We start from the raw sequence: 13,744 nt of genomic DNA on the forward strand, positions 1-13,744 counted from the left end.
CTAGACCTGCCCCATTCTGCCGGACGGCGCCGGATGGGCCGCCAGGGGATAAGGCGGGGGAGTCCCACCGAACTCGGGGCAATGCGCCTGGTGGTCGCACCAGCCGCACAGCTTGGTCTGCCGCGGCAGGAACACCCCCGTCGCCGTCGCCTCCGCGATGGCCTCCCACAGGGCCCGCACCTTGCGCTCCACGGCCAGCAGATCCGACTCGCCCGGGTCGTACGTCAGCACATCGCCGCTGCCCAGATACACCAGCTGCAACCGGCGCGGCACCGCCCCCCGCAGCCGCCACAGCACCAGCGCGTAGAACTTCATCTGGAACAGCGCGTCCCCCGCGTACTGCGGGGCGGGAGCCTTGCCGGTCTTGTAGTCGACGATCCGCACCTCCCCGCTCGGCGCCACGTCCACCCGGTCGATATAGCCCCGCAGCGTCAGCCCCGACTCCAGCCGCGTCTCCACATACAGCTCGCGCTCGGCCGGCTCCAGCCGGGTCGGGTCCTCCAGCGAGAACCACTGCTCCACCAGCCGCTCGGCATCCGCGAGCCACCGCCCGAGCCGCTCCGGGTCATCGGCCCCGTCCTCCCCGCGGAACAGCTCCGCCAGCTCCGGCCGCGCCTTCAGCAGCCGCTCCCACTCGCCCGGCACCATCGCACGGGCCCGCGGAGCCGTCCGCTCGGCGGCCGGAGCGTCGAACAAACGCTCGAGCACCGCGTGCACCACCGTGCCCCGGGTCGCCGCGGAGCTCGGCTTCTCCGGCAGTTTGTCGATCACCCGGAAGCGGTACAGCAACGGACACCGCATGAAGTCCGCCGCACGCGACGGCGACAAGGAGGGCGACGACGGCGACCCGGCCCGTTCGGCCTTACCGGTGGAGGTTCCCATGGCGCAGACCCTACGGCCCACCACCGACAACCGGACGCATACCATCGACGTCCAAGGCCCTCACACTGCATGATCGTGGGGACCATACCGAAGATAGGGGTGCGAACGACGCATCCGACGAGGGGACACCGTGGACAACAGCGGGCAGCGGCAGTCCGACAGCGGGGGAGCGGACCGCACGACCGGGCCCGAGGGCGAGAAGCCACAGCGCCCCCGCGAGGTGGGCGGCGGCTTCCTGATGGGCCGGCCCTTCGGCGTACCCGTATACGTCTCGCCCAGCTGGTTCCTGGTCGCCGCCCTCATCACCTGGGTCTTCGGCGGCCAGCTCGAACGAGTACTCCCCGAACTGGGCGCCGCCCGCTACATCGTCTCGCTCTTCTTCGCGGTGGCCTTCTACGCCTCCGTCCTCGTCCACGAGCTCGCCCACACCGTAGCGGCACTGCGCTTCAAACTCCCCGTACGCCGCATCCAGCTCCAGTTCTTCGGCGGCGTCTCCGAGATCGAGAAGGAGACCGAGACCCCCGGCCGGGAGTTCGTCCTCGCCTTCGTCGGCCCCCTCCTCTCGCTGGTCCTCTCCGGCCTCTTCTACCTCGGCATGCTGGTCGTCGAGCCGGGCACCGTCCCCGGAGTACTGCTGGCCGGACTGATGATCTCCAACCTCATCGTCGCCGCCTTCAACCTGCTCCCCGGCCTGCCGCTGGACGGCGGCCGGATGCTCCGCGCCGTCGTCTGGAAGATCACCGGCAGGGCCATGACGGGCACCGTCGCCGCCGCCTGGACCGGCCGCGCACTCGCCGTCGCCGTGCTCGTGGGCCTCCCGCTGGCCACCCAGACCGGCGGCTTCGGCGACGAGGCCAAAGGCTTCGGCAGCGTCGACTCGCTCACCGACGCGCTCCTCGCCGCCATACTCGCCGCCATCATCTGGACCGGCGCCGGAAACAGCCTCCGCATGGCCCGCCTGCGTGAACGCCTCCCCGACCTCCGCGCCCGCACCCTCACCCGCCGCGCCGTCCCGGTCGCGGCGGACACCCCCCTCTCCGAAGCACTGCGCCGCGCCAACGAAGCCGGGGCCCGCGCCCTCGTCGTCGTCGACGGCCACGGCATGCCCACCGCCGTGGTGCGCGAAGCCGCCATCGTCGGCATCCCCGAACACCGCCGCCCCTGGGTCGCGGTCAGCGGCCTCGCCCAGGACCTCAAGGACGGCATGCGGGTCTCCGCCGAGCTCACCGGCGAAGAACTCCTGGACACCCTGCGCGCCACCCCCGCCACCGAATACCTCGTGGTCGAGGAGACCGGGGAAATCTACGGCGTCCTCTCGACAGCAGACGTCGAACGCGCCTTCGTCGCCGCCATGGCAAGAACGCCGGCGTCTTCCTGAGAGGCTCGCCTGCCTCCGGGCGCTCGCCGCAGCGACCTCCGGCCGCGGGCCTGCCGACGCTCCTCGACACTGCGCTCTGTCGCTCGTGCCTCGCTCCGACGCTTGGTCTCTCCCCCAGCTACCGCTGGGAGGTGCCCCCTGCTCTCGACAGGGGCCCGCCCTTCGGCGCTCGCCTGAGAGACCTCGCTCGCCTCCAGGAGCCCGCGTACGGGCTCGCGGTCAGCACGTCCCCCCAGGCCGGGTAGGCTGGCCACATGTCCGAACCGACCGGTGCCGCCCGCCGTCGCGGGCCCTTCCAGGTCGGGGACCAGGTCCAGCTCACCGACCCCAAGGGACGCCACTACACCTTCACGCTCGAGGCCGGGAAGAACTTCCACACCCACAAGGGTTCCTTCCCCCACGACGAGCTGATCGGCGCCCCCGAGGGAACCGTCGTGCGCACCACGGGAAACGTCGCGTACCTCGCGCTGCGCCCCCTGCTCCCCGACTACGTCCTGTCCATGCCCCGCGGCGCCGCCGTGGTCTACCCCAAGGACGCGGGGCAGATCCTGGCCATGGCCGACATCTTCCCCGGCGCACGCGTCGTCGAGGCGGGCGTCGGCTCCGGGTCGCTCAGCACCTTCCTGCTGCGCGCCATCGGCGACCAGGGCATGCTGCACTCCTACGAGCGCCGGGCCGACTTCGCCGAGATCGCCCAGCAGAACGTCGAGCGCTACTTCGGAGCCCCGCACCCCGCCTGGCGGCTGACCGTCGGGGACCTCCAGGACAACCTCTCCGACAGCGACGTCGACCGCGTCATCCTGGACATGCTGGCCCCCTGGGAATGCCTGGGCCCCGTCTCCAAGGCACTCGTCCCCGGCGGCATCCTGTGCGCGTACGTCGCCACCACCACCCAGCTGGCCCGCACCGTCGAGGCCATCCGGGAGCACGGCACCTTCAACGAGCCCGCGGCCTGGGAGACCATGGTCCGCACCTGGCACGTCGAGGGCCTGGCCGTACGCCCCGACCACCGCATGATCGGCCACACCGGCTTCCTGCTCACCGCCCGCCGCCTCGCGGACGGCGTGGAGCCCCCGCTGCGCCGCCGCAGGCCCGCCAAGGGCGCCTACGGCGAGGACTACGCGGGCTGGGGCGCCGGCGGCGCGGCGGCGGGGGACGCGGGAGCGGCCGGCCGGGCCGCCGAGGGCCCCCGAAACGGCTCAGCCGACCGGGGCTGACCCCACCACCGCCACCCGGCGCCAACACCCGGCCGCGGCCACCGACTTCCCCCCGGAATTCCACCGGGATTCCCCGGGGAGGCGGTGGCCGCGCCGTGTGAGATGTGGCACGATGCGGGGCACCCCCCGACGCCACCGCTCTCACAGGAGTCACGCCGCGTGCAGCCTCTGGGCCCGGACCTCGCGCACACCCACCCCCGGCCGGTGCACTGGCTCGCGACAGCGGCCGCCCTCGCCGCCGTCGTCGCCGGGGCCGCGGTGCTCCAGCCCTCCGACGCCAAGGCCACGACCGACACCTCCACCGCGGCCGCGCCGGGCACCGGCGCCCCGGTGGTCAAGGCCCCGGACCCCACCGCCGCCCACTACCCGGTGGACTGCGGCCCGGCGAAACTGGACGTCACGGACCGCGCCTCCGGCGATCTGGACGGTGACGGGCGACCGGAGACGGTGGCCGTCGTGCGCTGCCACTCCGCGACGGGCACCCCGCCCAGCGGCATGTACGTCCTCGCCCAGCCGGACGGCCGGAAGGCCGACGGGGGGCAGGCGGGGCAGGGCGCGGGACGGGGGCGGCCGCGGGTCGTGGCCACCTTCCTCGACCCCAAGGAACAGATGAGCGTCAAGGATTTCGCGCTGCGCGGAACCAAGGTTTCGGCCACTTTGCTCGGCTACTCCTCGGAGCAGGTGCCGCGGTGCTGCCCTGACCTTCAGCGCAAGGTCAACTGGCAGTGGAAGGACGGCAGGTTCGCGCTCACGGCGCTGCCGGCGCCGGGCAGTGTCTGAGCCGTCACTCGGCGTCCGGTCCGTAGACCTCGACCCCGTCGGACACCCGGCGCACATGGATGCACTCGCCGGGACACTCCTTCGCGGAGTTGGCGACCTCGGTGAGCAGGGGCAGCGGCACCCGCGTCGTCGCACCCTTGTCCTGGAGCAATTCGTCGTCGGCGCTCTTGACGTAAGCTAGACCGTCGATGTCGAGTTCGAAGATCTCGGGTGCGTACTGGGCACAGATGCCGTCGCCCGTGCACAGATCCTGGTCGATCCAGACCTCAAGGTCGCCGAGCTCCTCGTTCCGCACAGTCACGATCTGCCGTCCCCTGATACATGATTCAACATTGACTAAATAGCGCCAGCCTTGGCGGGTGTTGACCGTCTCGACGATACAACCGGTCGCTTTCCGATGTTGTTGGGTGGGTATTCACCTGGCGTGAGGGAGTGCGCAAGGGTGAAGATCGGACACACGCCGACCGGGTTTGTGATCTAGGGGTTTCAACCCGCACCGGCCCAGGTAGGGTCAGGAAGCGTCCAGCTCCCCTTGGAGGAGGTGAGGACCGTGGCAGCCCACGACGACGACATCAACCGCGGCATCCGGCCGGGGCGGGGGTCTGACGACCCAGCCGGCCAGGTTGCCTATCTCGAGCAGGAAATCGCCGTCCTGCGACGCAAGCTCGCCGACTCTCCGCGGCACACGAGGATTCTCGAAGAGCGGATCGTCGAGCTGCAGACCAACCTGGCGGGCGTGTCCGCGCAGAACGAGCGGCTCGCCAACACGCTCCGTGAGGCCCGCGACCAGATCGTGGCCCTCAAGGAGGAGGTCGACCGGCTCGCGCAGCCGCCGGCCGGCTTCGGGGTGTTTCTGCAGGCGAACGAGGACGGCACGGCCGACATCTTCACCGGAGGCCGGAAACTCCGGGTGAACGTCAGCCCGAGCGTCGAGGTCGAGGACCTCAAGCGTGGCCAGGAGGTCATGCTCAACGAGGCGCTCAACGTGGTCGAAGCCATGGAGTTCGAGCGCGCCGGGGACATCGTCACCCTCAAGGAGGTCCTTGAGGACGGCGAGCGAGCCCTGGTGATCGGGCACACCGACGAGGAGCGCGTGGTGCGGCTCGCCGAGCCGCTGCTGGACACCACCATCCGCCCCGGTGACGCCCTGCTGCTCGAGCCCCGCTCCGGCTACGTCTACGAGGTCGTACCCAAGAGCGAGGTCGAAGAGCTCGTCCTCGAAGAGGTCCCGGACATCGACTACACCAAGATCGGCGGCCTGGGCAACCAGATCGAGCTGATCAGGGACGCGGTCGAGCTCCCGTACCTCTACCCCGACCTGTTCAAGGAGCACGAACTGCGGCCGCCCAAGGGTGTGCTGCTGTACGGCCCGCCCGGCTGCGGCAAGACGCTGATCGCCAAGGCCGTGGCCAACTCCCTTGCCAAGAAGGTCGCCGAGGTGACCGGGAAGCCCGCCGGGAAGAGCTTCTTCCTCAACATCAAGGGCCCCGAGCTGCTCAACAAGTACGTCGGCGAGACGGAGCGGCACATCCGGCTGGTCTTCCAGCGGGCACGGGAGAAGGCCAGCGAGGGCACCCCCGTCATCGTCTTCTTCGACGAGATGGACTCCCTCTTCCGGACCCGCGGCTCCGGCGTCAGCTCGGACGTGGAGAACACCATCGTCCCCCAGCTGCTGTCCGAGATCGACGGTGTCGAGGGCCTGGAAAATGTGATCGTCATCGGCGCCTCCAACCGCGAGGACATGATCGACCCGGCGATCCTGCGCCCCGGCCGACTCGACGTGAAGATCAAGATCGAGCGTCCGGACGCCGAGGCCGCCAAGGACATCTTCTCGAAGTACCTGACCGAGACCCTGCCGATCCACGCGGACGACCTCGCCGAGCACGGCGGGTCCCCCAAGGCCGCGGTCGGAGGCATGATCCAGTCGGTCGTCGAGCAGATGTACACCGAGTCCGAGGAGAACCGCTTCCTGGAGGTCACCTACGCCAACGGCGACAAGGAAGTCCTCTACTTCAAGGACTTCAACTCCGGCGCCATGATCCAGAACATCGTGGACCGGGCCAAGAAGATGGCCATCAAGGACTTCCTGGACCACAACCAGAAGGGCCTCCGCGTCTCCCACCTGCTCGCCGCCTGCGTGGACGAGTTCAAGGAGAACGAGGACCTGCCGAACACCACGAACCCCGACGACTGGGCCCGGATCTCCGGCAAGAAGGGCGAGCGGATCGTCTACATCCGCACCCTCGTCACCGGAAAGCAGGGCGCGGACACGGGACGCTCCATCGACACGGTGGCGAACACCGGTCAGTACCTGTAACACCGCTGTCCGGCTGCGGATGTCCTGGACGGGGCATCCGCAGCCGGATGCGCTTTTCCGACCGCCGAACCGCCGATTCGCCGATCCGGAAGAAGTCCACTCCGGACCAGCCGACACAGCGAGCGGCCACCTAGGAGCCGGACCCGAGCAATGACTGAAATGATCGCCTCAGCGCCGCGAAGCGGCTCTAGGCTCTTCGGTACCGCGGCATCGCGGTGCGGGGGATCGGGGGCCGCGCACGGACCGGAAGCACAGCGGTACTTGAGCGCCGACCCCGCCCAGGGGCGGCGCCGGGCAAGGAGGGCCGCATGACCGTACGGCGAGTAATGGGGATCGAGACGGAGTACGGGATCTCCGTCCCGGGTCACCCGAACGCCAATGCCATGCTCACCTCATCCCAGGTCGTCAACGCCTACGCGGCGGCGATGCACCGGGCGCGCCGCGCCCGCTGGGACTTCGAGGAGGAGAACCCACTGCGGGACGCCCGCGGCTTCGACCTCGCGCGCGAGTCCGCGGACGCCAGCCAGCTCACCGACGAGGACATCGGCCTGGCCAACGTGATCCTCACCAACGGCGCGCGGCTCTACGTCGACCACGCACACCCCGAATACTCCGCCCCCGAGGTGACCAACCCCCGGGACGCGGTCCTCTGGGACAAGGCGGGCGAGCGCATCATGGCCGAGGCCGCCCTGCGCGCCGGCCAGCTCCCCGGAGCCCAGCCGATCCACCTCTACAAGAACAACACCGACAACAAGGGCGCCTCCTACGGCACCCACGAGAACTACCTGATGAAGCGGGAGACCGCCTTCTCGGACATCGTGCGCCACCTGACCCCCTTCTTCGTCTCGCGCCAGGTCGTCACCGGCGCCGGCCGGGTGGGCCTGGGCCAGGACGGCCACGAACACGGCTTCCAGATCAGCCAGCGCGCCGACTACTTCGAGGTCGAGGTGGGCCTGGAGACCACCCTCAAGCGCCCCATCATCAACACCCGCGACGAGCCCCACGCCGACGCCGAGAAATACCGCCGGCTGCACGTGATCATCGGAGACGCCAACCTCTCCGAGATCTCGACCTACCTCAAGCTCGGCACCACCTCCCTGGTCCTGTCCATGATCGAGGACGGCTTCATCGCCGTGGACCTCGCCGTGGACCAGCCGGTCCGCACCCTCCACCAGGTCTCCCACGACCCGACGCTGCGCCGCCTGATCACGCTGCGCAGCGGCCGGACGCTCACCGCGGTCCAGCTCCAGATGGAGTACTTCGAGCTGGCCCGCAAATACGTCGAGGACCGCTTCGGCGCGGACGCCGACGAGCAGACCCGGGATGTGCTCACCCGTTGGGAGGACGTCCTGAACCGCCTGGAGCGGGATCCGATGAGCCTCTCCGGCGAGCTGGACTGGGTGGCCAAGCGCGAGCTCATGGAGGGCTACCGGCGCCGTGACGGCCTGGAGTGGGACGCGGCCCGGCTGCACCTGGTGGACCTGCAGTACGCGGACGTGCGCCCCGAGAAGGGGCTGTACAACCGTCTGGTGGCCCGCGGCAAGATGAAGCGGCTGCTGGACGAGGACGAGGTGTCCCGGGCCCGGAGCAAGCCCCCGGAGGACACCAGGGCCTACTTCCGCGGCCGCTGCCTGGAGCAGTACGCCGACGACGTGGCCGCGGCCTCCTGGGACTCGGTCATCTTCGACCTGCCGGGCCGGGACTCCCTGCAGCGCGTCCCCACCCTGGAGCCGCTGCGGGGCACCAGGAACCACGTCAAGGAGCTCCTGGACCGCTGCCGCACGGCCGAAGACCTGGTCCGGGTGCTCTCGGGGGGCTGAAATGCTCTTCAACCGGGAATCATCGAGATGGCCTCCGTGCGTTGTACCGAGCGGGAGGCCGATGTCGGACCCGGCTTGTAGGGTCTGATCGACCGATCCATTCGAGCTGGGGCGAACAGAGCGGGGTGAGGGACATGGCGACCAAGGACACCGGCGGCGGACAGCAGAAGGCGTCGCGCTCGACCGAGGAGGTCGAGGAGCAGGCGCAGGACGCGCAGGCGGCGGAAGACCTCAAGGAGCGGCACGAGAAGCTCTCGGACGACGTGGACGACGTTCTGGACGAGATCGACGACGTACTCGAGGCCAACGCCGAGGACTTCGTGAGGTCCTTCGTTCAGAAGGGTGGCCAGTAGGCCGCTTTCGCCTTCGAATCGAAGGTTGGTGGGGGGTGAGTTGGTGGAATCTGGCCAGGGTGCGAAACGCTGTGCGCGGTGTGGCGATGTCAAGCTGCGCGCGGCGTTCGCGCTGAAGCGGAGCAACCTTGACGGCCTACAGCACCGCTGCCGTGACTGTGCTGCCGAGTCCGATAGGCGGCGTCAGGAGGCTATGGGAAGAACGTTCCCGACCTCTGGGGCGGTCCAAGAGGATCACAAGTACTGCCATGGATGCGGAGAGGTGAAGCCGCACTCCGAATGGCATCGCAAGGAGTCTTCCCCTGATGGCTTGGCGTCACGGTGCAAAGCCTGTCGTGCGGTCGACAACCGGGTAGGACATCTGAAGCGCCGGTACGGCCTCACGCCAGCGGACTTGGACGCGCTGGTCGCCGAGCAGCAAGGCGTCTGCTGTATATGCCTTGCCGCCCCGGCCGCACATGTGGATCACTGCCACAAGACGGGTAAGGTCCGTGGCGTACTGTGCTTTAACTGCAACTCGGCCATCGGCAAGTTGGGAGATGACCCCGACGTCGGTCGTCGGGCTGTCGCCTACCTGGAAGGAATCGTGTGGAAGCCAACACTCGTAACACCGGGCGTCTACCAGCTGCCTTCCTGACGCCTGGCTCCTCGTCCTTCATGGACTTCCTCGGCGCGCACCAGCCCGAGCTGCTCCCCGGAAACCGCCCGCTCCCCGCCGTGCAGGGCGCGGTCGAGGCCCCCCACGGCACCACCATCGTCGCGGCGACCTTCCCCGGCGGGGTCGTGCTCGCCGGTGACCGCCGCGCGACGATGGGCAACCTCATCTCCCAGCGCGACGTGGAGAAGGTGTTCCCGGCCGACGAGTACTCGGCGGTCGGCATCGCGGGCACGCTCGGTTTCGCCGTGGAGATGGTCAAGCTCTTCCAGCTGGAGCTGGAGCACTTCGAGAAGGTCGAAGGCACCGTCCTCTCCCTGGAGGGCAAGGCCAACCGGCTGTCGACCATGATCCGCGGCAATCTGGGCATGGCCATGCAGGGCCTGGCCGTCGTCCCGATCTTCGCGGGCTGGGACGTCGACCGGGAGAAGGGCCGCATCTTCTCCTACGACGTGACCGGCGGGCGCTCCGAGGAGCACGGCTTCGCCGCCACCGGCTCCGGCTCGCTGTTCGCCCGTGGCGCGCTCAAGAAGCTGTACCGCGAGGACCTGACCGAATCCGAGACCACCACCGCCGTCGTCCAGTCGCTCTATGACGCCGCCGACGAGGACTCCGCGACCGGCGGCCCCGACCTCGGCCGGCGGATCTACCCCATCGTCACGGTGATCAACGAGGACGGCTTCAAGCGGCTCACCGAGGCGGAGGTGTCCGAGATCGCCCGCACCATCCACGAGCGGCGGCTCGAACAGCCGGACGGCCCCCGGGCCCCGCTGCTCTGAGGGGACGGGTGACCCGGAATGCATTCGCCATCACAGAAAGGGACGGATAGCCGGTGACGACGCCGTTCTATGTATCGCCACAGCAGGCCATGGCCGACCGCGCCGAATATGCCCGCAAGGGCATCGCGCGCGGCCGCAGCGTGGTCGTGCTGCAGTATGCCGACGGCATCCTGTTCGTCGCGGAGAACCCGTCCCGCGCCCTGCACAAGGTCAGCGAGATCTACGACCGGATCGCCTTCGCGGCGGTCGGCAAGTACAACGAGTTCGAGAACCTGCGCATCGGCGGTGTCCGCTACGCCGACCTGCGTGGCTACACCTACGACCGCGACGACGTGACCGCCCGCGGCCTTGCCAATGTCTACGCCCAGACGCTCGGCACCATCTTCTCCAGCGCCGCGGAGAAGCCCTATGAGGTCGAGCTGATCGTCGCCGAGGTCGGGGACGGCCCCGAGGACGACCAGATCTACCGGTTGCCGCACGACGGCTCCATCGTGGACGAGCACGGCTCGGTCGCGGTGGGTGGCAACGCCGACCAGATCAGCAGCTACCTGGACCAGCGCCACCGGGAGGGCCTGACCCTGGCCGAGGCGCTCAAGCTGGCCGTCGAGTCCCTCGCCCGGGACAACAACGGCGGCGAGCGCAGCCTCACCGCCGAGCAGCTCGAGGTCGCGGTGCTGGACCGGACGCGACCGCAGCAGCGGAAGTTCAAGCGGGTCCTGGGCCGCCAGCTGGCCCGGCTCCTGGACTCGGAGGGCGCCGCGGCCGCGGCCGACTCCGCCGACGAGGGGGAGCCCCCGGCCGAGGAGTCCTCCGACACCGAGGAGTAATCCCGCCATCCCGTTCACGCGGCGCGTCCCGGCCCAGCCGGGGCGCGCCGCGGCGTGTCCGCCTCGCGTCGGCGGAGGGGGACACACCCGTGGAGGGCCATGGGCGGCCGGGGCGGGGGCGGAGGCCCTCGGCGGGACGGAGCCGCGTGCCGACCGGGGCGGGGGTGGCCGCCGTGCGGGGATGCGCGCGGCGGGGCGTACGGCAGCGGCGGCGCGTCAGGGCGCGTCAGTGTCCGCCGGACGGGGTGTCGCGTGGAGGACGGGCCTCGCGTGGGGGCGGGGCGCTGGAGTCCCGGGGGACGAGCCGCACCGGGAGGGTGGTGTCGCGTGCCGGTTCGCCGGCCAGGACGGCCATCAGGGCCCGCATTCCGGCCGCGCCGACGGCTTCCGCCGGCAGTCGGACCGTGGTCAGCTCGGGGTCGACGGCGGTGGCCAGCGCGAGGTCGTCGAAGCCGGTGACGGAGATGTCGTCCGGTACCCGGAGCCCGAGCCGGCGGGCGGCCTTGCAGGCTCCGGCGGCCAGGATGTCGTCGTCGCACACGAGCGCGGTGGGGCGGGGGCCGGGGCGGGTGAGGGCCCGTTCGGCCGCCCGGCGGCCTTCGTCGACGGTCAGGGGGGCCGCCTCGGTGTGGGCGGAGGCGCCGGGGACGGCGGCCACGGCCGCCGCCAGGGCGGCGGCGCGTTCGCGGAAGGTCCAGGTGTCCACGGCCGCCGCGAGGTGGGCGATGCGGCGGTGTCCGAGGGCGAGGAGGTGTTCGGCGGTCTGCCGCATGCCGTCGGCGATGTCGAGGTTGACGGTGGCCGCCGCGGCGGCCGAAGCGGCCTCGTCGGGTGAGCTGTCGAGCATGACCAGGGGGAGCCCCCCGCCGCGCATCGCGGCGAGGGCGTCGGCGGCCATGGAGGAGGCGATCACGCCGTCGAGGGAGGCGCGGGCCGAGTCGAAGGGGTCGCGGGCCGGGCCCACGCCTTCCGGGGAGGGGTAGAGCACCACGCCGAAGCCGCCCTCGGCGGCCACCCGGGCCGCGCCGGTGTAGACGCGGGCGAAGAACTCGGTGGTGAGTGCGGGTACGACGAGCAGCGCGGTCCTGGTCCGGCCGAGGCGGAGGCTGCGCGCCGCGAGGTTGGGCCGGTAGCCGAGTTCGCGGGCGGCGGTGCGTACGGCCTCGGCGGTGCGTTCGGAGACGCGTCCGGCCCATTTGTCGCCGAGGACCAGGGAGACGGTGGCCTGCGACACGCCGACGTGGCGTGCCACGTCCCGGCTGGTCGCCCGCGCGCGGGGGCCGCCTCCGGCGCGCGCGCCGGGCGCGTGGTCCCCCTGAACGCTCGCCACCATCGCCTCCGTTCGTCACGGTCGCCCATGCGGGTGGACCGAGGTCGGCAGCCATGATACGTATAACGGCGGTAGTTATACGTAAAACCTGGGGCGGGCACGCCAGGACACGCCCGAGGGAAGAACCGGAAGCGAGGGGGCGGGCGATGGCGGCCGGTTACAGGGAACTGCTGCGCTGCGAGCACGCGGCCCGTCTGCTCATCGGGACTCTCGTGGGCCGGCTGCCGAACGCCACCGCCGCGCTGGCCGTCGTGCTCTTCACCCGTGCCGAGGGCGGCAGCTACGCGCTGGCCGGCGCGCTGTCCGCCGTCTACGGGGTGGGCAACGCGGTCGGCCAGCCGCTGCTCGGCCGGGCCGTGGACCACTACGGCCAGCCGCGGGTGATGCTCCCGGCGGCCGTGCTGTCCGCCCTCGCGATGGTCCTGTTCGCCGTGGTCGGGCTCGACCCGCTGCCCGTCGCGTATGCCGCGATGCTCGCCGCGGGCCTGTTCACCCCGCCCCTGGAGGGCGGGCTGCGGGCGCTGTGGCCGGGGGTGCTCGGCCGCGAGGAGTGGGTGCACGCGGCCTACGCCCTGGACGCCGTCGCGCAGGAGGTGATCTTCTCCGTGGGGCCGCTGCTGGTCACCGCCCTGGTCGCCCTGTGGTCCGAGGCGGCCGCGCTGCTGGTGATCAACGCGATCGGGGTGGTGGGCGCCCTGTCGGTCGTCCTCTCGCCGCCTTCCAGGCGGTGGCGCTCGGCGCCGCGCGAGGCGCACTGGCTGGGCGCGCTGCGCTCGTCCGGCCTGCGGGTGCTCCTCGGCACGTTCTTCTTCGTCGGGGTCGCCCTGGGCTCGATCGGCGTGGCGGCCGTGGGGTACGCGGACGAGCACGGCGGCGGCATGGTGTCGAGCTATCTGCTCTCCGCGCTGGGCGTCGGCGCGCTGGTGGGCGGCCTCGCGTACGGGGCGCGGCCCTGGGCCGGCGCGCCGGAGCGGCGGCTGCGGGTCCTGGTGGCGGCCCTGACGCTCGGCTATCTGCCGCTGGTCCTGGTGCCCGGGGTGGTTCCGATGACCGCGCTCGCCGGCCTGTCGGGCGTCTTCCTGGCCCCCGCGCTGGCCTGCGTCTTCGTGGTCGTCGACCGACACGCCCCGCGCGGCACGGTCACCGAGGCGTTCTCCTGGCTGGTGACCACCTTCGTGGTCGGCAACTCGGTGGGGACGGCGGCCGCCGGGCCGGTGATGGAGCACGGCGGAGTCGCGGCGGGTTTCGCCGTTCCCGGGGCGGCCGGGGCGGTGGCGCTGGCCGTTCTCCTGGCCACCTCGCGGTTCCTCGACGGTGCGCGAGGCGTGACGGCGGGTGAACCTCAGGCGGAAAATGATCGCAACCGTGCCGTCGAACCCGGTTTCAGAGCAGGCCATCAGGCGTAA

13 protein-coding genes are annotated in these 13,744 nt (G+C 70.9%); 10 read left to right on the plus strand and 3 right to left on the minus strand.

Translation table 11 applies throughout. From position 1 onward, the window contains the following. On the minus strand, window positions 1–882 hold the full coding sequence (locus ABFY07_RS19045; protein ID WP_346175628.1) for a RecB family exonuclease: 882 nt from the start codon (window positions 880–882) through the stop codon (window positions 1–3). 130 nt (window positions 883–1,012) lie between these two features. Between ABFY07_RS19045 and ABFY07_RS19050 the strand changes: the two genes are divergently transcribed. The 3 genes from ABFY07_RS19050 (at window position 1,013) to ABFY07_RS19060 (ending at window position 4,257) form a co-directional block, all read left to right on the plus strand. After that, the gene (locus ABFY07_RS19050; RefSeq protein WP_346175629.1) at window positions 1,013–2,260 is read left to right on the plus strand and encodes a site-2 protease family protein; all 1,248 of its coding nucleotides are present in this window, start codon (window positions 1,013–1,015) and stop codon (window positions 2,258–2,260) included. Between the two features lie 254 nt (window positions 2,261–2,514). Further along, window positions 2,515–3,477 carry a tRNA (adenine-N1)-methyltransferase gene (locus ABFY07_RS19055; protein ID WP_065968316.1) on the plus strand — a complete coding sequence of 321 codons (963 nt, stop codon included), beginning with the start codon at window positions 2,515–2,517 and terminating at the stop codon, window positions 3,475–3,477. 159 nt (window positions 3,478–3,636) lie between these two features. Then, entirely contained in the window at window positions 3,637–4,257 is a 621-nt protein-coding gene (locus ABFY07_RS19060; RefSeq protein ID WP_346175630.1) for a hypothetical protein, read from the plus strand. A gap of 4 nt (window positions 4,258–4,261) precedes the next feature. On the opposite strand, the gene ABFY07_RS19065 is transcribed toward ABFY07_RS19060, so the two are convergent. Then, window positions 4,262–4,552 (minus strand): ferredoxin, encoded by a 291-nt coding sequence (locus ABFY07_RS19065; RefSeq protein ID WP_428836960.1) that lies wholly within the window; start codon window positions 4,550–4,552, stop codon window positions 4,262–4,264. A gap of 255 nt (window positions 4,553–4,807) precedes the next feature. Here ABFY07_RS19065 and arc point away from each other — a divergent pair, with 255 nt between their 5' ends. The 6 genes from arc (at window position 4,808) to prcA (ending at window position 11,008) form a co-directional block, all read left to right on the plus strand. Further along, window positions 4,808–6,574 (plus strand): proteasome ATPase, encoded by a 1,767-nt coding sequence (gene arc, locus ABFY07_RS19070; RefSeq protein ID WP_346175632.1) that lies wholly within the window; start codon window positions 4,808–4,810, stop codon window positions 6,572–6,574. 308 nt (window positions 6,575–6,882) lie between these two features. Then, entirely contained in the window at window positions 6,883–8,394 is a 1,512-nt protein-coding gene (gene dop / locus ABFY07_RS19075) for a depupylase/deamidase Dop (protein WP_076971107.1), read from the plus strand. Window positions 8,395–8,528: 134 nt separating this feature from the next. Next, a complete protein-coding gene (locus ABFY07_RS19080; protein ID WP_065968320.1) occupies window positions 8,529–8,747 on the plus strand; it encodes a ubiquitin-like protein Pup in 219 nt (72 codons plus the stop codon). Between the two features lie 193 nt (window positions 8,748–8,940). Then, complete coding sequence (locus ABFY07_RS19085) at window positions 8,941–9,384, plus strand: endonuclease VII domain-containing protein (RefSeq protein ID WP_346175633.1); 444 nt, start codon at window positions 8,941–8,943, stop codon at window positions 9,382–9,384. Continuing rightward, on the plus strand, window positions 9,336–10,181 hold the full coding sequence (gene prcB / locus ABFY07_RS19090) for a proteasome subunit beta (protein ID WP_346175634.1): 846 nt from the start codon (window positions 9,336–9,338) through the stop codon (window positions 10,179–10,181). Before ABFY07_RS19085 ends, prcB begins: the two co-directional genes overlap by 49 nt. A gap of 53 nt (window positions 10,182–10,234) precedes the next feature. Next, entirely contained in the window at window positions 10,235–11,008 is a 774-nt protein-coding gene (gene prcA / locus ABFY07_RS19095; RefSeq protein ID WP_346175635.1) for a proteasome subunit alpha, read from the plus strand. 226 nt (window positions 11,009–11,234) lie between these two features. Here the strand turns inward: prcA and ABFY07_RS19100 are convergent, their stop codons facing one another. After that, entirely contained in the window at window positions 11,235–12,260 is a 1,026-nt protein-coding gene (locus ABFY07_RS19100) for a LacI family DNA-binding transcriptional regulator (protein ID WP_346175636.1), read from the minus strand. Between the two features lie 224 nt (window positions 12,261–12,484). On the opposite strand from ABFY07_RS19100, the gene ABFY07_RS19105 reads away from it, so the two are divergent. Next, a complete protein-coding gene (locus ABFY07_RS19105) occupies window positions 12,485–13,744 on the plus strand; it encodes an MFS transporter (RefSeq protein WP_346175637.1) in 1,260 nt (419 codons plus the stop codon).

The sequence above is a fragment of the Streptomyces sparsogenes subsp. cuspidosporus genome (assembly GCF_039532705.1).
Classification (GTDB): Bacteria; Actinomycetota; Actinomycetes; order Streptomycetales; family Streptomycetaceae; genus Streptomyces; species Streptomyces sparsogenes.

Coding starts and splice junctions, on each gene's coding strand:
- ABFY07_RS19045 (WP_346175628.1), bottom strand. CDS start 882: ATGGGAACCTCCACCGGTAAGGCCGAACGGGCCGGGTCGCCGTCGTCG.
- ABFY07_RS19055 (WP_065968316.1), top strand. CDS start 2,515: ATGTCCGAACCGACCGGTGCCGCCCGCCGTCGCGGGCCCTTCCAGGTC.
- dop (WP_076971107.1), top strand. CDS start 6,883: ATGACCGTACGGCGAGTAATGGGGATCGAGACGGAGTACGGGATCTCC.
- ABFY07_RS19080 (WP_065968320.1), top strand. CDS start 8,529: ATGGCGACCAAGGACACCGGCGGCGGACAGCAGAAGGCGTCGCGCTCG.
- ABFY07_RS19085 (WP_346175633.1), top strand. CDS start 8,941: ATGGGAAGAACGTTCCCGACCTCTGGGGCGGTCCAAGAGGATCACAAG.
- ABFY07_RS19105 (WP_346175637.1), top strand. CDS start 12,485: ATGGCGGCCGGTTACAGGGAACTGCTGCGCTGCGAGCACGCGGCCCGT.